The 18692-nt window shown below is 73.3% G+C and carries 19 protein-coding genes; 18 read left to right on the forward strand and 1 reads right to left on the reverse strand.

The annotated features are described in order from the left end of the window. The first annotated feature begins 1 nt into the window (after nucleotide 1). The 8 genes from hisH to ACFWSK_RS21145 all read left to right on the forward strand — a co-directional run bounded on the left by hisH (nucleotide 2) and on the right by ACFWSK_RS21145 (nucleotide 10064). On the forward strand, nucleotides 2-643 hold the full coding sequence (hisH, locus tag ACFWSK_RS21110; RefSeq protein WP_383788344.1) for an imidazole glycerol phosphate synthase subunit HisH: 642 nt from the start codon (nucleotides 2-4) through the stop codon (nucleotides 641-643). After that, nucleotides 643-1368, forward strand: a complete 726-nt coding sequence (priA, locus tag ACFWSK_RS21115) for a bifunctional 1-(5-phosphoribosyl)-5-((5-phosphoribosylamino)methylideneamino)imidazole-4-carboxamide isomerase/phosphoribosylanthranilate isomerase PriA (RefSeq protein WP_383788347.1) — start codon at nucleotides 643-645, stop codon at nucleotides 1366-1368. The genes hisH and priA overlap by 1 nt, the downstream gene beginning before the upstream one ends. Then, nucleotides 1365-1763 carry a RidA family protein gene (locus ACFWSK_RS21120; protein WP_383788350.1) on the forward strand — a complete coding sequence of 133 codons (399 nt, stop codon included), beginning with the start codon at nucleotides 1365-1367 and terminating at the stop codon, nucleotides 1761-1763. Before priA ends, ACFWSK_RS21120 begins: the two co-directional genes overlap by 4 nt. Continuing rightward, a complete protein-coding gene (gene hisF / locus ACFWSK_RS21125; protein WP_383788352.1) occupies nucleotides 1760-2515 on the forward strand; it encodes an imidazole glycerol phosphate synthase subunit HisF in 756 nt (251 codons plus the stop codon). Before ACFWSK_RS21120 ends, hisF begins: the two co-directional genes overlap by 4 nt. 252 nt (nucleotides 2516-2767) lie before the next feature. After that, nucleotides 2768-3700 carry an alpha/beta hydrolase family protein gene (locus ACFWSK_RS21130; protein WP_383788355.1) on the forward strand — a complete coding sequence of 311 codons (933 nt, stop codon included), beginning with the start codon at nucleotides 2768-2770 and terminating at the stop codon, nucleotides 3698-3700. 210 nt (nucleotides 3701-3910) lie between these two features. Beyond that, nucleotides 3911-6718: an AAA family ATPase gene (locus ACFWSK_RS21135; protein ID WP_383788358.1), complete on the forward strand. Its 2808-nt coding sequence runs from the start codon at nucleotides 3911-3913 to the stop codon at nucleotides 6716-6718. A gap of 209 nt (nucleotides 6719-6927) precedes the next feature. Further along, the gene (locus ACFWSK_RS21140; RefSeq protein ID WP_383788359.1) at nucleotides 6928-8265 is read left to right on the forward strand and encodes a PucR family transcriptional regulator; all 1338 of its coding nucleotides are present in this window, start codon (nucleotides 6928-6930) and stop codon (nucleotides 8263-8265) included. A gap of 224 nt (nucleotides 8266-8489) precedes the next feature. Then, entirely contained in the window at nucleotides 8490-10064 is a 1575-nt protein-coding gene (locus tag ACFWSK_RS21145; RefSeq protein ID WP_383788362.1) for a cation acetate symporter, read from the forward strand. 185 nt (nucleotides 10065-10249) lie between these two features. On the opposite strand, the gene ACFWSK_RS21150 is transcribed toward ACFWSK_RS21145, so the two are convergent. Beyond that, complete coding sequence (locus ACFWSK_RS21150; protein ID WP_383788365.1) at nucleotides 10250-10882, reverse strand: TIGR03085 family metal-binding protein; 633 nt, start codon at nucleotides 10880-10882, stop codon at nucleotides 10250-10252. A gap of 84 nt (nucleotides 10883-10966) precedes the next feature. Between ACFWSK_RS21150 and hisI the strand changes: the two genes are divergently transcribed. The 10 genes from hisI to ACFWSK_RS21200 all read left to right on the forward strand — a co-directional run bounded on the left by hisI (nucleotide 10967) and on the right by ACFWSK_RS21200 (nucleotide 18686). Further along, nucleotides 10967-11359, forward strand: coding sequence for a phosphoribosyl-AMP cyclohydrolase (gene hisI, locus ACFWSK_RS21155; protein WP_383788367.1), 393 nt, complete (start codon nucleotides 10967-10969; stop codon nucleotides 11357-11359). An 11-nt stretch (nucleotides 11360-11370) separates the two neighbouring features. Then, complete coding sequence (locus ACFWSK_RS21160; protein ID WP_383788370.1) at nucleotides 11371-12864, forward strand: anthranilate synthase component I; 1494 nt, start codon at nucleotides 11371-11373, stop codon at nucleotides 12862-12864. 14 nt (nucleotides 12865-12878) lie between these two features. Next, nucleotides 12879-13538 (forward strand): TIGR02234 family membrane protein, encoded by a 660-nt coding sequence (locus tag ACFWSK_RS21165; protein ID WP_383788373.1) that lies wholly within the window; start codon nucleotides 12879-12881, stop codon nucleotides 13536-13538. Nucleotides 13539-13632: 94 nt separating this feature from the next. After that, the gene (locus ACFWSK_RS21170; protein WP_383788376.1) at nucleotides 13633-13881 is read left to right on the forward strand and encodes an HGxxPAAW family protein; all 249 of its coding nucleotides are present in this window, start codon (nucleotides 13633-13635) and stop codon (nucleotides 13879-13881) included. An 80-nt stretch (nucleotides 13882-13961) separates the two neighbouring features. Next, nucleotides 13962-14435: a DUF2752 domain-containing protein gene (locus tag ACFWSK_RS21175; protein WP_383788377.1), complete on the forward strand. Its 474-nt coding sequence runs from the start codon at nucleotides 13962-13964 to the stop codon at nucleotides 14433-14435. A gap of 124 nt (nucleotides 14436-14559) precedes the next feature. Continuing rightward, entirely contained in the window at nucleotides 14560-15369 is an 810-nt protein-coding gene (gene trpC / locus ACFWSK_RS21180; RefSeq protein WP_383788380.1) for an indole-3-glycerol phosphate synthase TrpC, read from the forward strand. An 8-nt stretch (nucleotides 15370-15377) separates the two neighbouring features. Next, the gene (gene trpM, locus ACFWSK_RS21185; protein ID WP_383788383.1) at nucleotides 15378-15593 is read left to right on the forward strand and encodes a tryptophan biosynthesis modulator TrpM; all 216 of its coding nucleotides are present in this window, start codon (nucleotides 15378-15380) and stop codon (nucleotides 15591-15593) included. Between the two features lie 139 nt (nucleotides 15594-15732). Then, nucleotides 15733-16971 (forward strand): tryptophan synthase subunit beta, encoded by a 1239-nt coding sequence (gene trpB / locus ACFWSK_RS21190; RefSeq protein WP_383788386.1) that lies wholly within the window; start codon nucleotides 15733-15735, stop codon nucleotides 16969-16971. Beyond that, nucleotides 16968-17789 (forward strand): tryptophan synthase subunit alpha, encoded by an 822-nt coding sequence (gene trpA, locus ACFWSK_RS21195; protein WP_383788388.1) that lies wholly within the window; start codon nucleotides 16968-16970, stop codon nucleotides 17787-17789. Before trpB ends, trpA begins: the two co-directional genes overlap by 4 nt. A gap of 75 nt (nucleotides 17790-17864) precedes the next feature. Next, the gene (locus ACFWSK_RS21200; RefSeq protein WP_383788391.1) at nucleotides 17865-18686 is read left to right on the forward strand and encodes a DsbA family protein; all 822 of its coding nucleotides are present in this window, start codon (nucleotides 17865-17867) and stop codon (nucleotides 18684-18686) included. Nucleotides 18687-18692: the final 6 nt, after the last annotated feature.

Below are 18692 nucleotides of genomic sequence, written 5' to 3' on the forward strand. Positions count from 1 at the left end.
TGTGAGTGACAAGAAGAAGGTCGTCGTCTTCGACTACGGCTTCGGCAACGTACGTTCCGCCGAGCGGGCCCTCGCCCACGTCGGCGCGGACGTCGAGATCACCCGCGACTTCGACACGGCGATGAACGCCGACGGGCTGCTGGTGCCCGGCGTCGGAGCGTTCTCCGCCTGCATGGAGGGCCTGAAGAAGGCCCGCGGCGAATGGGTCATCGGCCGCAGGCTGGCCGGCGGACGCCCCGTCATGGGCATCTGCGTCGGCATGCAGATCCTGTTCGAGCGCGGCATCGAGCACGGTGTGGAGACGGAGGGGCTGGACGAGTGGCCCGGCACCGTCGGCCCGCTGAAGGCCGACGTCGTCCCGCACATGGGCTGGAACACCGTCCAGGCCCCCGAGGACTCCCAGCTCTTCGCCGGTCTTGACGCCGAGGCACGGTACTACTTCGTGCACTCCTACGCGGCGCACGACTGGTCCCTCGAAGTCACCAACGCCAAGATCCGTGCCCCCAGGGTCACCTGGTCCACGCACGGTGAGCGCTTCGTGGCGGCCGTCGAGAACGGCGCGCTGTGGGCCACCCAGTTCCACCCCGAGAAGTCCGGCGATGCCGGCGCCCAGCTGCTGACCAACTGGATCGAGACGCTGTAATGCCGAAGCTTGAACTGCTCCCCGCCGTCGATGTCCGCGATGGCCAGGCCGTCCGCCTCGTCCACGGCGAGTCCGGCTCCGAGACCTCGTACGGCGACCCCCTGCAGGCCGCCCTCACGTGGCAGCGGGCGGGCGCCGAGTGGCTGCACCTCGTCGACCTGGACGCCGCCTTCGGCACCGGAGACAACCGGGCGCAGATCGCCGAGGTCGCCCGCTCCATGGACATCAAGGTGGAGCTCTCCGGCGGCATCCGCGACGACGCCTCGCTCGCCGCGGCCCTCGCCACCGGCTGCACCCGCGTCAACCTCGGCACCGCCGCCCTGGAGACCCCGGAGTGGGTCGCCAAGGTGATCGCCGAGCACGGCGACAAGATCGCCGTGGGCCTCGACGTCCGCGGCACCACCCTGCGCGGCCGCGGCTGGACCCGCGACGGCGGAGACCTCTACGAGACGCTGGCCCGCCTCGACTCCGAGGGCTGCGCCCGCTACGTCGTCACCGACATCGCCAAGGACGGCACGCTCCAGGGCCCCAACCTGGAGCTGCTCAAGAACGTCTGCGCCGCCACGGACAAGCCCGTCGTCGCCTCCGGCGGCGTCTCCTCGCTGGACGACCTGCGGGCGATCTCCTCGCTCGTCGCGGAGGGCGTCGAGGGCGCGATCGTCGGCAAGGCGCTGTACGCGAAGGCGTTCACCCTGGAAGAGGCACTGAAGGCGGTCTCCGCATGACGGACTCCGTACGCCGCGTCTCCACCGGTGCCCCCTGGGAGGAGAGGTTCGGCTACTCCCGCGCCGTGGAGCTGCCCGGCGGGCTCGTCCTGGTCTCCGGCTGCACGTCGGTGGTCAAGGGCGAGATCTCGGCGGGCAGTCCGTACGAGCAGACCAGGACCTCCTTCGACGTCGCCTTCGAGGCACTGAAGGAGCTCGGCCTCGGCCGCGAGGACGTCGTCCGTACCCGGATGTACATCACGCACGCCCGGGACGTCGACGAGGTGGGCCGCGCCCACAGGGAACTGTTCGACGACGTCCGGCCCGCCGCGTCGATGATCATCGTGTCCGGATTCGTCGAGCCGAGCCTGGTCGTCGAGGTCGAGGTCGAAGCATTCAGGGCAGGTACGAAGTGAGCCTCGCGGTACGAGTCATTCCCTGCCTGGACGTGGACAACGGCCGGGTCGTCAAGGGCGTCAACTTCCAGAACCTGCGCGACGCCGGTGACCCCGTCGAGATGGCGAAGCTGTACGACGCCGAGGGCGCCGACGAGCTGACCTTCCTCGACATCACCGCGTCCAGCGGCGACCGGGAGACCACGTACGACGTGGTGCGCCGCACCGCCGAGCAGGTCTTCATCCCGCTCACGGTCGGCGGCGGCGTCCGCACCACCGACGACGTCGACAAGCTGCTGCGCGCCGGGGCCGACAAGGTCGGCGTCAACACCGCGGCCATCGCCCGCCCCGAGCTGATCCGCGAGATCGCCGAACGCTTCGGGCGCCAGGTGCTCGTGCTCTCGGTCGACGCCCGGCGCACCCCGGCGGGAACGTTCGAGGTGACGACGCACGGTGGCCGCAAGGGCACCGGCATCGACGCCGTCGAGTGGGCGCACCGGGCCGCCGAGCTCGGCGCGGGCGAGATCCTGCTCAACTCGATGGACGCCGACGGCACGAAGGACGGCTACGACACCGAGATGATCGCGGCCGTGCGCAAGCACGTCACGGTTCCCGTCATCGCCTCCGGCGGTGCGGGCAGGCTCGGGGACTTCGCGCCGGCGATCGAGGCGGGCGCCGACGCGGTGCTCGCCGCGTCGGTCTTCCACTTCGGTGACCTGCGGATCTCCGAGGTCAAGGGCGCTCTGCGGGAAGCCGGCCACCCGGTCCGCTGAGGGCCGCTCCACGGCATGAGGCCCCGAGGGGCAGGCGGGCCCGGTCGCGAAGACCGGTGATCTCGCCGATGTGCGCACCCGGGGTGCACCGCGAAAGTGGCGACCGCCAACGAACAACGGCGGCAGCCACGCGGTGCACCCCGAAGCCTTGGGCGAGGTTCTCGGGTCCCCGAGCACGGTGTGGCTGCGCCACAACCGTTCTCGGGTCCCCGAGCACGGTGTGGCTGCGCCACAACCGAGAGGACCCCCCTCGTGCACCAGCTCCTCCCCTCCGGCGGCACCTCCCCGCGCCGTCACCGGACGTCCTCGGGCCGCACCCGCACGTATCGGAACCTGCTGGTCACCGCCGCGGCCACCGCCGCCCTTTTCACGGCGCTGATCCCCGCCGGCGCCCAGGCCGCCGACAACCCCTACCAGCGCGGTCCCGCGCCGACCGTGTCGAGCATCGAGGCGAGCCGCGGCTCGTACGCCGTCTCGGAGACCTCGGTCTCCTCACTGGTGAGCGGCTTCGGCGGCGGCACCATCTACTACCCGACGTCCACCGCCGACGGCACCTTCGGCGCGGTCGCCATCGCGCCCGGCTTCACCGCCTACCAGTCCAGCATGGCCTGGCTCGGACCGCGGCTCGCCTCCCAGGGCTTCGTCGTCTTCACCATCGACACCAACTCCACGGCGGACCAGCCCGCCAGCCGTGGCGACCAACTCCTGGCCGCACTGGACTACCTGACGCAGCAGAGCTCGGTCCGCACCCGGATCGACAGCTCCCGGCTCGGGGTGATGGGCCACTCCATGGGCGGTGGCGGCACCCTGGAGGCCGCCAAGGACCGGCCCTCCCTTCAGGCGGCGATCCCGCTGACCGGCTGGAACACCGACAAGACGTGGCCGGAGGTGCGGACGCCCACCCTGGTCGTCGGCGCGGACGGTGACACCGTGGCATCGGTCGGCTCGCACTCCGAGCCGTTCTACAACTCCCTGCCCAGCACGCTCGACAAGGCGTACCTGGAGCTGCGCGGCGCCTCGCACTTCACGCCGAACTCCTCCAACACCACGATCGCGAAGTACAGCATTTCGTGGCTGAAGCGGTTCATCGACAACGACACCCGGTACGAGCAGTTCCTCTGCCCGCTGCCGCAGGCGAGCCTGACGATCGCCGAGTACCGGGGCACGTGCCCGCACACCTCCTAGCGCATGAGGGAGGGCCGGACCGGTGCACCCCGGTCCGGCCCTTTCGTGTGCCGCCACCCGATCGGTGCTGCGCCGCCACCCTGCCGGTGCTGTGCCGCCGCACAGCGTCCGGCGCCTTCCGTTGGGAGACTGCCCCGCACCGGGCCGTCCCCGCGGAACATCCGGACCGGCACCTTCCGAGGTTGTTTACGCAGAAGTAACGTGACGGTCGTGACCTCATCCACGACCGTGCACAGTCCGCTCCGGCTGTACGGCCGCAGCGGTGAACTCGCCATTCTGGACAGCCTGTTGGGGCGCCTACGGGCGGGTGACGGCGGTGCGCTCGTACTGACATCGCCGCCCGGCCTCGGCCGTACCGCACTCCTGGGACGGACCGCCGCCGCCCATCGCGCGCGCGGCGAGGGGCCGGTGCTGTACGCGACGGGGGCGCCCGCCGAGCAACGGCTGCCCTACAGCGGACTGCACGCCCTGCTCTGCTCGGCGCCCGGCGTCCTGCCCGCCGAGGCCGACCGGGTACTCCGCTCCGGCATCACCCCGGGCGGCCTGCTCGACCTGCTGAGAGGACTCGGCGCCGAACGGCCGCTCCTGGTCTGCGTCGACGACGCCCATGCCTGGGACCCCGACTCGCGGGCCGCGCTCGGCTTCGCGGCCCGCAGGCTCGGTGCGGGCAGCAGGGTCGCCGTGGTCCTCGGCGCCGAGGACGAGACCAGTTTCGCCGGGCTGCCCGCGCTCCGGCTCGGCCCGCTCGACGACGACGCGACCGCCGCGCTGCTGGACCGGCTCACCGAGGAGTCCGGAGGTGTCGACCCGGTCGTACGGAGCGAGCTGCTGCGGGAGGCCACCGGGAACCCGCGCCTGCTCGCCGGACTCGTCGGCCGCCTCACGCCCGACCAGCTCGCCGGGCGCACCGCCCTGCCGTACCCGCTGCCCGGCGGCGAGGGAGTCCTCGACGCGCACGCCGCCCACCTCGACGCCCTCGCGCCGGACGCCCGAACCCTCCTCCTGCTGGCCGCCGCGGCGGAGGAACACGAACCGGACGGCGCGGGGACCGACGCCGCGCTGCTCATGCGGGCGGGTGCGGGGGCCGGGCTCGCCCCCGGTTTTCTCGACCACGTACTCCTCGGCTCCGCCGGAATCACGGGCATTCTCCAACGGACGGGCAGCCGACTGCACTTCAGTCATCCGCTGCTGCGCCGGGCCGTCCTGCACCGTGCGCCGCCGGCCAGACGACGGGCCGTGCACGAACTGCTCGCCACCCTGCTGGCCGGGCCCGGCGCACCGCCCCTGCCCTCCCTCGTCCAGCGGGCCTGCGCCGCGCCCGGCCCCGACGCGGCGCTCGCCGGACAGCTGGCGGCCGCGGCCGTCGCCCCCCGCCCGCACGCCGAACGGTCCGCCGCACTCGCCCGGTCCGCCACGCTCTCCACCGACGACGCGCTGCGCGCCGCACGGTTCGCCGCCGCGGCCGAACACGCCAGGCTCGCGGGCGACGCGGCCCGCTCCCGCGCCCTGCTGGCCCGCACCGGCGCGCCACCCGCGGCCCGCGGCCCCTCCTCGTACGGCACGGCCCGCGCCGGCGGCACCCTCACCGCCGGTGGTCTCGCCGCCTACGTACGCGGCATGCTCGCCCTGCGCGACGGACCGGCAGCCGATGCCAGGGAGGCCCTCATCGCCGCGGCGGCGCTGCTCGCCGCGCACGATCCGCGCCGCACCCTCGACGCCCTGCTCGGCGCGGCCGAGGCCGCCTGGGCGATGGGGGACGCCCTCGCCTACCTCGACGCGATGAACCGGATTCCCGGCTCCCCGCCGGACCGGGCCCTGGCGCACTACCGCGCAGGGATGTGCGCCATGCTCGGCGGGCGTACCGGCGAGGGCCACGCCCTGCTGCGAGGCTGCCTCGACTCCGCCGACGCCGCCGAGGACCCGGTCGCGCTGCTGCGGGCCGGGGCATCGGCGCTGGTACTGGGCGAGGTCGAGGACGCGTGCCGGGCCGGTGCCCGGGCCCTCGCCGCCGTCCGTACGCGCGGGCCCGAAGCGCTGCTGCCGCAGGCGCTGGAACACCTCGCCTACGCGGAACTGCGCGCCGGCCGCCACGCCAGGGCCCGCGCGCACGCCCTGGAGGGGCTGCACGCGGCCCGCCGTACCGGCCAGCCCAACTCCTCCGCCCATCTGCACGCCGTGCTGGCGCTCGCCGCTTCGGTGGAGGGCCCTGCCGAGGCGTGCGCCGCCCACTGCGACGCCGCCCTGGCCGGTGCGGGGCCCCACGGCCTCGTCCAGGCGGCGACCCTCGCGACCTGGGCCGTGGCCCGCGCCGACCTGGCGGCCGGACGGCCGGGCGAGGCGGCGGCCAGGCTGGCGCCGCTGGTCGGCCCTGGCCCCAGGCGCGGCCACTTCGCCACCCGGCTGCTCGCCATACCGTGCTACATCGAGGCCGCGGTGCTCTCGGGCCGCGCGGACGAGTCGCCGGACGGCCTGGCGGCGGCCGTCGAGGAGTTCGCCGCATGGTCCGAGCGCACCACCGACCCGCAGGTCCCCGCCCAACTGGCCCGCTGCCGGGCCCTGCTGGCGCCCCCGGAGGAGGCCGCCGTCCGGTACGGGGAGGCCATGGCCCACCACGACCGGGCGGGCGGCGACTTCGAGCGCGCCCGCACCCAGCTCCTCCACGGGCAGTGGCTGCGGCGCCGCCGGCAGACCCGCGCGGCCCGGGGCCCCCTGCGTGACGCCCTGGTCGCCTTCGAACGCTGCTCGGCCCGCGCCTGGGCCGACCGCGCCGCCGGAGAGCTCCGCGCGGCCGGGGAGGCGGTGGACGTGCCGGAGGCCACCGGACCGGCGCCGCTCGCCGGGCTCACGCCGCAGCAGCAGCGGATCGCCCGGTACGTCGCCGAGGGCGCCACCAACCGGGAAGTGGCGGTACGTCTTTCCGTCAGCCCCCGGACGGTCGATCACCATCTGCGCAACGTCTTCGCCACCCTGGGCATCAGGTCCCGGACCGAGCTCGCCAGGGTGCTGGGCCGCCCGTAGGGCGCGACGTTCCGGGGCCCGGGGACGCGCATGTGTCCAGGAGGTTGCAGGACCGTGATGATAAGAACGCCGCAGACCCCTAGGTACCGACTGGGCGGTATGCCATTCTGCGGGCGTCAGGATCATTCGGTGTGCTCGTGCCCAAGGCCGGTCCGGGTGCACCGGAGCCGGTCTGCCCACGAGCCGGCCGATTCCCGGTGGAGGCCGCCATGCCACAGGTCGTACGTTCACGGATCAGGGCGCTGCACGGACCGCCCCCCGTAGCGCCGTTGCCGCACCGCTTCCGGTCGCTGGCCGACCGCGAGGCCATCGCCGTACTGCACCGGGCCGCCCGGGTGCTGATCGCGGGCCTCCCCGAGCTCACGGACCGGCTCGTCGAGGCGCTGCGGGAGCAGGAACCGGGGTACCGCACCGCCATCGAGAACGAACCGGCCGAGGTGTGGCAGGAGGTGCACCACTCCCTGCGGCACAACGTCGGTTCCCTCATCCAGCCCCGCGAGTTCCGGGAGGCCGCCCACCGGACCTCCCGGTGGATCGGCGAGGCCCGCGCCAAGCAGGGTGTGCCCCTCGACGCGGTGCTGCACGCCTTCCGGATGGGCGGCGCGATGGTCTGGCAGGACCTGGTCGACGAGACCGCGCGCCGCCATCCCGAGGACGTCCGGCTCCTCGTCCATGTCGCCGCCGACGTCTGGAACTTCGTCGACGAGCACTGCGCCGTGGTGGCGGACGCCTACCGGCAGGCCGAACGCCGGCTGGTCTGGCGGCGCGAGAACCAGCAGCGTCTGATGACGGCGGCCCTGCTCGACGGCACGGCCCGGATCGCGGACCTGCCGGATGCCGCGGCGATGCTGGGGCTTCCGGTGGACGGCCGGTACGCGGTGCTCGCGGTCGCCGCCGCGCGCCGCGCCCCGCACGGCGCGGGTGAGCAGCCGCTGACGCTGCCCGCCGGCACGGACGCCCTCTGGCACCCGGGCCAGGAAGCGGAGTTCGCGATCCTGGCACTGGCGCCCGAGGTTGTCGCTCCCGAGGCCGGGGCGCACGGCCGGTCGGAGGGGGAGGGCGCCGCCCCGCCCGGCCAAGAGGAACTCGCCTCGGTCGCCGCGGAGCTGACCGCGGCGCCGGGGACCCGGGTCGGCATCAGCTCCGTGGTCAGCGGGCTCGCCGCACTCGGTGACGCCCGCCGACTCGCCGAGACCGCACTGCGGTCCTGCCCCTCGTCGGGCGGTGTCGTCCTGCTCGACGAGCACCTGCCGACCGCGCTCGTCGTCTCGTCCCCGGGCCTCGGCAAGGCGCTGGCCGCCCGGGTACTGGGGCCGCTCGACCGCCTCGATCCAGCGGACCGCGACGTCCTCATCGAGACGCTCACCGCGTGGCTCGACTCCGACGGTTCGGCGCAGCGGGCGGGGGCCCGGCTGTACTGCCACCGCAACACGGTGCTCAACCGTCTGCGGCGCTTCGAGCAGCTGACGGGCCGGTGCCTGACCCGTCCGTCCGACGCGGTGGAGGTGTCGCTGGCGCTGGCGGCCCGCCGCCTGCTCGGCGCCTAGGGCCCCATCGGGCGTCGCCCCGGCCCGGGTCCGCCGACGGGGGCACAGGCGGGCGCGCACCCGCGCCGCGCGCCCGCCTGTGCCCCCGCACAGACCTCCTCCCGGCACCCTGTCCCCACGCCCCCACCCGGCTCCGGCCGCTGTACCCCGTCCCGGCCGGCTGGTGCCGTGACCGGCATGTCTTCCTCCACACCATCCACGCCTCCGGCACCGGAGCCCCACCGATGAGCGGCGCGTTCGACGCGCGGTCCCTCGCGGTCGTCATCTTCCTGGGGTTCGTCGCCGTGTCCCTGCTCCTGTGCGGTCTGGCCGCCGCCGACCAGGACGACCCCGAGCACTTCTACGCGGGCGGCGGTGCGGCCCTGGGCCCCGTGGGCGGGGGGCTCGCCATCGCCGGGGACTACATCTCCGCCGCCACCCTGCTCTCCACCACCGGCTCGGTCGCGCTGGCCGGATTCGACGGAGTGCTGTTCGCCCTCGCGACGGTCGCCTCGCTGGTCCTCGTGATGCGCGTACTCGCCGAACGGATGCGCAGCAAGGGCGTGTTCACCCTCGGCGACTTCCTGGCCGACCGGCTCGGCGACCGCTCCGTGCGCCGGGCGCTCGGCGTCACCACCCTCGTCGTCCTCGTGCCCCTCCTGCTGGTGCAGCTCACCACCGCGGGACACGTCATGACCGCGATGTTCGGGCTGCCGGACGGTGCGCTCACCGGCTGCACCGTCGCCAGCGGCGCCCTGATGATCTGCTACTCGGCGTTCGGCGGCATGCGCGGGACCGGCTACATCCAGATCCTCAAGGTCGGCGTCGTCCTGGCCGCCGTCACCCTGCTCGCGGGGCTCGTACTCGCCCGGTACGGCTGGTCCCCGTTCGCCCTCTTCGAGGCCGCGCGGAACGGCAGCGGCCAGGGCGGGGCCTACGCGCTCCCCGGGCTCCAGTTCGGCCACGGGTTCGCCGGCGGCCTCGACCTCGTCGGCTTCCAGTGCACGCTCGTCCTCGGCGCCGCCTGCATGCCGCACATCATGATGCGGCTGTATCCGCTGCGGGACGCCTACACCGCGCGCCGCGCCGCCGTCTGGTCCGTGGGCCCGGTCGCCCTCCTGTGCGCCGGGATCGTCGTCGTCGGACTCGGCGCATCGGCCCTGCTCGGCCACGGCGTCCTGCGCGCCGCCGACCCGGCGGGCAACACCGCCCTGCTCCTGGTCACCGGCGCCCTCGACCCGGGCGCCGACGGACCCAGGCACAGCCCGCTCTTCGCCCTCGTCGCCTGTGCCGCCTTCGCCACCACCCTGGCCGCCGTCGCGGGCATCACCCTGGCAGCCGCCTCGTCGCTCGCCCGCGACTTCGCGGTGCGGTCCGGCGCCCAGGGCGCCGGAAAGGCGTCCCGCAGGGAGATCCGCCGGGCCCGCTGGACCGTCGTCGCGATCGGCGCACTCGGCGTCCTGGCATCGACGTACACCCAGGACCGCAACCCCCAGGTGCTGCTCTCCCTCTCCTTCGCAGCGGCGGCCTCGATCCTGCCGCCCGTGCTGCTGTACGCCCTCTTCCGGCCGGACTTCACCGCCCGGGGGGTGCGCTGGATCGTGTACGGGACTCTGCCGCTGATCCTCGTCCTGATGACGCTGTCGCCCGCCGTCTCGGGTACGCCCGTCGCGCTCTTCCCGGAGTGGGACTTCCGCTTGTTCCCGCTCCAGACCCCGGGCCTGGTGACGATCCCCGTCGGCTTCGTGCTGGGACTGCTGGGCTCGCGCCGGCAGGAACCGGTCGCCCGCCGGAACCGCACAGCGTTCTTCGCGCGGTAAAGCGTGCGCGATACGGACAGGCACGTCTTCCGGCTGCCCGTCACGAGGGCGGCCGGCGCCGCCCGGGCACCGGCCCCGTCCTCGTGGCCTCAGCGGTTCCCGGCGCGGCGGGAGGCGCCGCCGGCCTGGCCGTCGCCGCCCTCCGCCGCGCCGAGAACCCGCACCGGGACGGGCGGCCCCGCGCCCTACATGCCGAGCTGCGACAGCTGCAGCCTGGCCACGGTGTCCTCGTCGCCCTCCAGGCCCACCTTCGCCGTGTCCTGGCGCCCGAACACGTACATCAGCAGCTCCCCCGGCTCGCCAGTGACCGTCACCACCGGGGAGCCCTTGTGGGCGACCGCGGTCTGGCCGTCCGGGCGGCGCAGCACAAGGCCGACCGGGGACCGGCGGCCCACCAGACGGGCCGTCCGTTCCAGGCGCGACCACAGCACATCGGCGAAGACCGGGTCCACCTCGCGCGGCGACCAGTCCGGCTGGGCCCGGCGGACATCCTCCGCGTGGACGTAGAACTCGACGGTGTTGGCCGCCTCGTCCACCTGCTTGAGGGCGAACGGGGACATGCGCGGGGGACCCGTACGGATGAGCTGGATCAGCTCCTCGTACGGCTTCGCGGCGAATTCGGCCTGCACCCGCTCCAGCCGGTTCTTGAGTGCTCCCAGCACAACCCCGCCCGCCGCGTCCGGACGGCGCTCGCGCACCACCACATGAGCGGCCAGGTCACGGGTACGCCAGCCGTCGCAGAGAGTAGGCGCATCGGGGCCCGCCGCCTCCAACAGGTCGGCGAACAGAAGACGTTCACGTTTCGCATGGGTCGACATATTCGCCAGCGTACGACCGTGCCCCGCGGTCCGCCCAGTGGACGCCCGCCCGGACGGCCCTCCCCGTCACGGCACAATGGCCACATGACCAGCACGCCCACCCCCGGCACGCCGTCGCCCGGCACGCCCGCCAGCAACCTCGACCCCGCCATCGCCGCCCGCCTCAAGCGTGGCGCCGACGGACTGGTCCCGGCCATCGCCCAGCAGTACGACACGGGCGAGGTACTGATGCTCGGCTGGATGGACGACGAGGCGCTGCACCGCACCCTCACCACGGGCCGCTGCACCTACTGGTCCCGCAGCCGCCAGGAGTACTGGGTGAAGGGCGACACCTCCGGCCACATCCAGCAGGTCAGGTCCGTCGCCCTCGACTGCGACGCCGACACCGTCCTCGTCCGCGTGGACCAGACGGGCGCCGCCTGCCACACGGGCGACCGCACCTGTTTCGACGCCGACGTCCTCCCCCTCGCGCAGTAAGGTCACCGGCCATGGATCTTGAGACCTTCCGCAAGCTGGCCGTCGACCGGCGCGTCATCCCCGTCAGCCGCCGGCTCCTCGCGGACGGCGACACCCCGGTCGGGCTCTACCGCAAGCTCGCGGCCGAACGCACCGGCACCTTCCTCCTCGAATCCGCGGAGAACGGCCGGACCTGGTCCCGCTACTCCTTCATCGGCGTCCGCAGCGCCGCCACCCTGACCGCCCGCGACGGAGAGGCCCACTGGCTCGGCACGCCGCCCGTCGGAGTCCCCGCCGACGGCGACCCGCTGCACGCCCTGCGCGCCACCATCGAGACGCTCCACACCCCGCGCGACCTGGCCGCCGACGAGAAGCTGCCCCCGTTCACCGGCGGCATGGTCGGCTACCTGGGCTACGACGTCGTGCGCCGCCTCGAGCGGATCGAGGAGCACGGCGGCGACGATCTCGGGCTTCCCGAGCTCACCATGCTGCTCACCTCGGACCTCGCCGTTCTCGACCACTGGGACGGCACGGTCCTCCTGATCGCCAACGCGATCAACCACAACGACCTGCAGACCGGTGTCGACGAGGCGTACACGGACGCCGTGGCCAGGCTCGACGCCATGGAACAGGACCTCCGCCGCCCCGTCGAGAACGCCCCCGCCGCACTGCCGCCCTCCGAGCTCCCGCCGTACACCGCCCTCTGGGGCGGCCCGGCCTACCAGGACGCGGTCGAGGACATCAAGGAGCGCATCAGGGCCGGCGAAGCCTTCCAGGTGGTGCCCTCCCAGCGCTTCGAGACCCCGTGCACGGCGAGCGCCCTGGACGTCTACCGGGTGCTCCGCGCCACCAATCCCTCGCCCTACATGTACCTCTTCCGCTTCGACGGCTTCGACGTCGTCGGCTCCAGCCCCGAAGCCCTGGTCAAGGTCGAGGACGGGCGGGCCATGGTCCACCCCATCGCGGGCACCCGGCACCGCGGCGCCACCCCGCAGGAGGACCAGGCGCTCGCGGACGAACTCCTCGCCGACCCCAAGGAGCGCGCCGAGCACCTGATGCTCGTCGACCTCGGCCGCAACGACCTGGGGCGGGTCTGCGAACCCGGCAGCGTCGAGGTCGTCGACTTCATGTCCGTCGAGCGGTACTCGCACGTGATGCACATCGTCTCCACCGTCACCGGCCGCGTCGCCGAGGACCGCACCGCGTTCGACGTCCTCACCGCCTGCTTCCCGGCGGGCACCCTCTCAGGAGCGCCCAAGCCGCGCGCGATGCAGATCATCGAGGAGCTCGAACCGACCCGGCGCGGTCTGTACGGAGGCTGCGTCGGCTATCTCGACTTCGCGGGCGACTCCGACACCGCGATCGCCATCCGCACCGCCCTGCTCCGCGACGGCACCGCGTACGTCCAGGCCGGAGCGGGCGTCGTCGCCGACTCCGACCCGGTCGCCGAGGACACCGAATGCCGCAACAAGGCCGCCGCGGTCCTCCGCGCCGTCCACACGGCCAACCGCCTCCACGCCCTCTGAGGACGTAAGGGATAGTGGGGTACGTGAGTGCTGTGCCCGTACCCCAGACCCGTGCCCGAGCCGCCACCGCGCCCGACAGCGCGGGGAGCCGCCGAAGCCTGGCCGCCGCCCTGCTGCTCGGGGCGGCAGGCGCGACCGTCGTACTGCTCGCGTCCGGACAGACGTGGGCCGAGGGCGAGGCCGCCGTCGGCGGCGGGACCCTGCCCCTGACGGCCGACGGCCAGGACGTCACGGGGCTCCCCGCGGCCCTCGCCATCGTCGCGCTGGCCGCCCTGGTCGCCGTGTTCGCCGTCCGGAGCGGCAGCCGAGTGCTCGTCGCCGGACTCCTGGCCCTCAGCGGCCTGGGCGCCGGTCTGAGCGCCGGGTTCGGCGCGTCGGACAGCGCGGCACTCGACGAGAAGGCCGCGCAGACCACCGGCAACACCTCGGCCACCATCGACGCCCTGACCCACACCGCCTGGCCGTACGTCACGGCCGTCGGCGGGCTGCTGATCCTCCTCGCGGGGCTGCTCGCCCTGCGCTACGGAAGCCGCTGGCCCACCATGTCGGGACGGTACGAGCGCGACGGCACCCCCCGCCCCCGCAAGGCGGCAGCCGCCGCCCCGGACCCCGACCGGCCCGAGGACCTGTGGAAGGCCCTGGACCGCGGCGAGGACCCGACGCGCGAGGCATGACCCCCAGCTCACGTCCTACCGGCACGTACGGGACAATGGGACCGAGCTTTCCGTACAGCGATACCTTCAGCGCAACACCAACGAGGAGCAACTCATGGCGGGCACCAGCCACGGACACACCCCGGCCGCCTGGACCGGTGTCATCATCGCGTTCATCGGCTTCTGTGTCGCAGGCGTCTTCATGGTCGCGGCCAACCCGCTCGGCTTCTGGGCCGGCATCGCCGTCGTCTTCATCGGCGGGATCGTCGGTCTCGCCATGAGGGCCGCCGGTCTCGGTATGCCGAAGGAGTCGACGGAAATGGCGCAGGCCAGGGCGCAGGCGGGACAGGCCCAGACCTCCTGACCTCCGGCCACCGGAAACACCACGCGAGGCGCAGCCCGGCCCGGGCTGCGCCTTTCCGCATGAACGGGGACAATCACCGGGTGGACGCCTCGCCAGCACAAGACGCCGCCCCGCCCCCGGCCGGGCCACCGCCGTACGCACCCGCCCCTGTGCCCGCCTCCCGGCTCAGGCGGCTCGCCACGCCCGTCGGCGTGCTGGCCCTCGTCGTCGGAGCCTTCGGTTACGTGGGCACGGTCGACCCGAACGAGCCGGGCCACTACCCGGTCTGCCCGCTGCTCCAGCTCACCGGAGTGCTCTGCCCCGGCTGCGGCGGACTTCGCAGCGCCCACGCCGTCGCGCACGGCGACCTCGCGACCGCGCTCGGCGCGAACGCGGTGGCCGTCGTCGGTTACGCCGCCTTCGCCGTCGTCTGGGTGCTGTGCACGGTCCGCGCGAGCCGGGGAGAGCCCCTGCGCATCGCGCTCGCCCCGGCGTACTGGTGGGGTGTCGGCGCGCTGCTGCTGATCTTCGCGGTCGTCCGGAACCTGCCGTTCGGATCAGCCCTGGCGCCATGAATGCCCAGGTAGTGGGACGCGTGCCGGCACGATGAGGACCCAACGGCCTCCTGCGGATACCATCGGTATGGCTGATCCTGTTCTCTCATCACCGTCATCACCGTTCCGGAAGGGGGCCGCTCGCGTGAGTGTGCTCGACGAGATCATCGAAGGCGTTCGCGCCGACCTCGCGGAGCGGCAGACGCGCGTCAGCCTCGACGAGCTCAAGGAGCGCGCGGCCCGCGCTCCCGCGGCGAAGGACGGGGTCGCCGCACTGCGCGGCGAGGGCGTGACCGTCATCTGCGAGGTCAAGCGTTCCAGCCCCTCCAAGGGGGCCCTGGCCGCGATCGCCGACCCCGCCGCGCTCGCCGCGGACTACGAGGCCGGCGGCGCGTCCGTCATCTCCGTCCTCACCGAGGAGCGCCGCTTCGGCGGCTCGCTCGCGGACCTGGAGGCCGTCCGCGCGAAGGTCGACATCCCGATCCTCCGCAAGGACTTCATCGTCACCTCGTACCAGCTGTGGGAGGCCCGCGCCTACGGCGCCGACCTCGCCCTGCTGATCGTCGCCGCCCTCGACCAGGAGGCCCTGGTCTCGCTGATCGAGCGCGCCGAGTCGATCGGACTGACGCCGCTCGTCGAGGCGCACGACGAGGAGGAGGCGGAGCGTGCAGTCGACGCCGGCGCGAAGATCATCGGTGTCAACGCGCGCAACCTGAAGGACCTCAAGGTCGACCGCTCCACCTTCGAGCGCGTCGCCCCCGAGATCCCCGACCACATCGTCAAGGTCGCCGAGTCCGGAGTCCGCGGCCCGCACGACCTGATCGCCTACGCCAACGCGGGCGCCGACGCGGTGCTCGTCGGTGAGTCCCTGGTCACCGGCCGCGACCCGCGGGCCGCCGTCGCCGACCTGGTCGCCGCGGGGGCCCACCCGGCACTCCGGCACGGACGGGGCTGACCCTCCCGGTGTCCGCCGACCGTTCCGTCCGCCGCGTCCGGCCGGGCCTGCGCCCCGCCGGGGCGACGGCCCGGGTCCCGCACGCGCCGCTGGCGCGCGGCTGCCGCCCCCGCGGCTGCCGCGCCCCCGCCAGGCGCGTGCACGGCCGGCGTGTGCGGTACGTGATCGGCGACGAGCCCGGACAGGTCAACGGCATGCGATGGCGCACGGGGTCCGCGTCGTAGCGAGCCCCGGCCGTCACCCCTCGTCGCAGACGGGGGACCCGCACGACCGCACCACCCCGACCGCACCCCGGTGGGCGTGGCGCTCCGCTCACGGCGCATACGGTGAAACCACCCGTCGCAATGTCGAGGAGCATGTCGCATGTCGTCCGACTTCTTCATTCCGGACCCCGAGGGTCTGATCCCCAGCGCAGAGGGCTATTTCGGCGCGTTCGGTGGCACGTTCATCCCGGAGGCGCTCGTCGCCGCGGTGGACGAGGTCGCCGTCGAGTACGACAAGGCGAAGAGCGATCCGAACTTCGCCGCCGAGCTCAACGAGCTCATGGTCAACTACACCGGACGGCCCAGCGCGCTGACCGAGGTTCCGCGCTTCGCCGAGCACGCGGGCGGCGCACGGGTCTTCCTCAAGCGCGAGGACCTGAACCACACCGGCTCGCACAAGATCAACAACGTGCTGGGCCAGGCGCTGCTCACCAAGCGCATGGGCAAGACCCGGGTCATCGCCGAGACGGGCGCGGGCCAGCACGGCGTCGCCACGGCGACCGCCTGCGCGCTCTTCGGGCTCGACTGCACCATCTACATGGGCGAGATCGACACCGAGCGCCAGGCGCTGAACGTGGCGCGGATGCGGATGCTCGGCGCCGAGGTCATCGCGGTGAAGTCCGGTTCCAGGACGCTCAAGGACGCCATCAACGAGGCGTTCCGTGACTGGGTCGCCAATGTGGACCGTACGCACTACCTCTTCGGCACCGTCGCGGGCCCGCACCCGTTCCCGGCGATGGTCCGCGACTTCCACCGGGTGATCGGCGTCGAGGCCAGGCGGCAGCTCCTGGAGCGGGCCGGCCGGCTGCCGGACGCGGCGGTCGCCTGTGTCGGCGGCGGCTCCAACGCCATCGGCCTCTTCCACGCCTTCATCCCCGACGCCGGGGTCCGTCTGGTCGGCTGCGAGCCGGCCGGACACGGTGTGGAGACCGGTGAGCACGCGGCGACGCTGACCGCGGGCGAGCCCGGCATCCTGCACGGGTCGCGGTCCTACGTCCTCCAGGACGACGAGGGCCAGATCACCGAGCCGTACTCGATCTCGGCCGGACTCGACTACCCGGGCATCGGCCCGGAGCACGCCTACCTGAAGGACCTCGGCCGCGCCGAGTACCGCGCCGTCACCGACGACGCCGCCATGCGGGCGCTGCGCCTGCTCTCCCGCACCGAGGGCATCATCCCGGCCATCGAGAGCGCACATGCGCTGGCGGGGGCCCTGGACCTCGGACAGGAGCTCGGCAAGGACGGGCTGATCCTCATCAACCTGTCCGGCCGCGGCGACAAGGACATGGACACGGCGGCGCGGTACTTCGGGCTGTACGACGCGGAGGGGGACAAGTGAGCGACCACGGCGGGAACACGGAACTGCTCAGCACGACACTGGCGAAGGCCAGGTCGGAGGACAGAGCGGCGCTCATCGCGTACCTGCCCGCCGGATTCCCGACCGTGGACGGTGGCATCGCCGCGGTCAAGGCGGTCGTCGCCGGAGGCGCGGACATCGTCGAGATCGGCCTCCCGCACAGCGACCCGGTGCTCGACGGACCGGTCATCCAGACCGCCGACGACATCGCGCTGCGCGGCGGCGTCAGGATCGCCGACGTGATGCGCACGGTCCGCGAGGCGTACGAGGCGACCGGCATCCCGGTCCTCGTCATGACGTACTGGAACCCGATCGACCGATACGGCATCGAACGCTTCACCGCCGAGCTCGCCGCGGCGGGCGGCGCCGGGTGCATCCTGCCCGACCTGCCGGTCCAGGAGTCCGCGGTATGGCGTGAGCACGCGGCCAAGCACGGCCTCGCGACGGTGTTCGTCGTCGCGCCGAGCAGTCAGGACAAGCGCCTCGCCACCATCACGGCGGCGGGCTCCGGCTTCGTCTACGCGGCCTCGCTCATGGGGGTCACCGGCACCCGCGTGTCGGTCGGCGAGCAGGCCCAGGACCTGGTGCGGCGTACCCGCGCCACCACGGACCTGCCGGTCTGTGTGGGGCTCGGCGTCTCCAACGCCGAGCAGGCCCGCGAGGTCGCAGGCTTCGCGGACGGCGTGATCGTCGGCTCGGCCTTCGTCAAGCGGATGCTGGACGCCCCCGACGAGGCAGCCGGTCTGGAAGCGGTCCGCGCGCTGGCGGGCGAACTGGCCGAAGGCGTTCGAAAGCGCTGACACCGGGAGTAACCCGTACGGGTGGACCTGGACCGGGGAGGCACGCCCGTGCCTCCCCGGTTCGTTGCTGCGGGTGTGAGCGAGAACCGTGAGGGAAACAGGGCCGCGCGCGACCGGCTCGGCCAGCAGCGTGAGCGGGAGAGGGCGCGCGAGCGCCGTCGGCGCACGCTGATCGTCGCGAGCGCGGTGGTGGGAGTGCTGGGCCTGGCGGCCGTGGTGGGCCTGATCGCCGCCAACGCGGGCAAGGACGACGAGGACAGTGGGGCGGGGCCCGCGGTGGCGCCCTCGGGCGCGACCGGCAAGGACAGCCTCTCGCTCCAGGTCGGGGCGGACGACGCGCCGTCCACGCTCACGATCTGGGAGGACTTCCGCTGCCCGGTCTGCGCCCAGTTCGAGACCGCCTTCCGCGAGACGATCCACGAGCTGCAGAGCAGCGGCCAGATCAAGGTCGAGTACCACCTCGCCACGATCATCGACGGGAACCTCGGCGGCAGCGGATCGCTGCGGGCCGCCAACGCGGCGGGCTGCGCGCAGGACGCCGGCAAGTTCCCCGAGTACCACGACGTGCTCTTCGCCAATCAGCCCGCCGAGTCCGACGACGCCTTCGGCAAGAACAGCAAGCTGATCGAGCTGGCGGGCAAGGTCGAGGGCCTCGACACCCCGGCCTTCCGCAGCTGTGTGGAGGGCGGCACGCACGACACCTGGGTCCAGAAGTCCAACACGGCCTTCCAGAACGGCGGATTCCAGGGCACGCCGACCGCCCTGCTCAACGGCGAGTCGATCTTTCCCAGCAAGGACGGACAGCAGATCTCGGAGGCGAATCTCAAGAAGTGGGTCGCCGAGGCCAACAAGGGCAAGAAGCCGGCGAAGGTCACTCCGACGCCTTCGGCCTCCTGACGAGGG

It is taken from the genome of Streptomyces sp. NPDC058620, assembly GCF_042717135.1.
Classification (GTDB): Bacteria; Actinomycetota; Actinomycetes; order Streptomycetales; family Streptomycetaceae; genus Streptomyces.

Bases quoted from the DNA above. Each gene is read 5' to 3' on its own strand.
- ACFWSK_RS21170 (WP_383788376.1), top strand. From the start codon at position 13,633: ATGGCGGGCACCAGCCACGGACACACCCCGGCCGCCTGGACCGGTGTC.
- ACFWSK_RS21160 (WP_383788370.1), top strand. From the start codon at position 11,371: ATGGATCTTGAGACCTTCCGCAAGCTGGCCGTCGACCGGCGCGTCATC.
- priA (WP_383788347.1), top strand. From the start codon at position 643: ATGCCGAAGCTTGAACTGCTCCCCGCCGTCGATGTCCGCGATGGCCAG.
- ACFWSK_RS21145 (WP_383788362.1), top strand. From the start codon at position 8,490: ATGAGCGGCGCGTTCGACGCGCGGTCCCTCGCGGTCGTCATCTTCCTG.
- ACFWSK_RS21140 (WP_383788359.1), top strand. From the start codon at position 6,928: ATGCCACAGGTCGTACGTTCACGGATCAGGGCGCTGCACGGACCGCCC.
- ACFWSK_RS21120 (WP_383788350.1), top strand. From the start codon at position 1,365: ATGACGGACTCCGTACGCCGCGTCTCCACCGGTGCCCCCTGGGAGGAG.
- ACFWSK_RS21150 (WP_383788365.1), bottom strand. From the start codon at position 10,882: ATGTCGACCCATGCGAAACGTGAACGTCTTCTGTTCGCCGACCTGTTG.
- hisI (WP_383788367.1), top strand. From the start codon at position 10,967: ATGACCAGCACGCCCACCCCCGGCACGCCGTCGCCCGGCACGCCCGCC.
- trpB (WP_383788386.1), top strand. From the start codon at position 15,733: ATGTCGTCCGACTTCTTCATTCCGGACCCCGAGGGTCTGATCCCCAGC.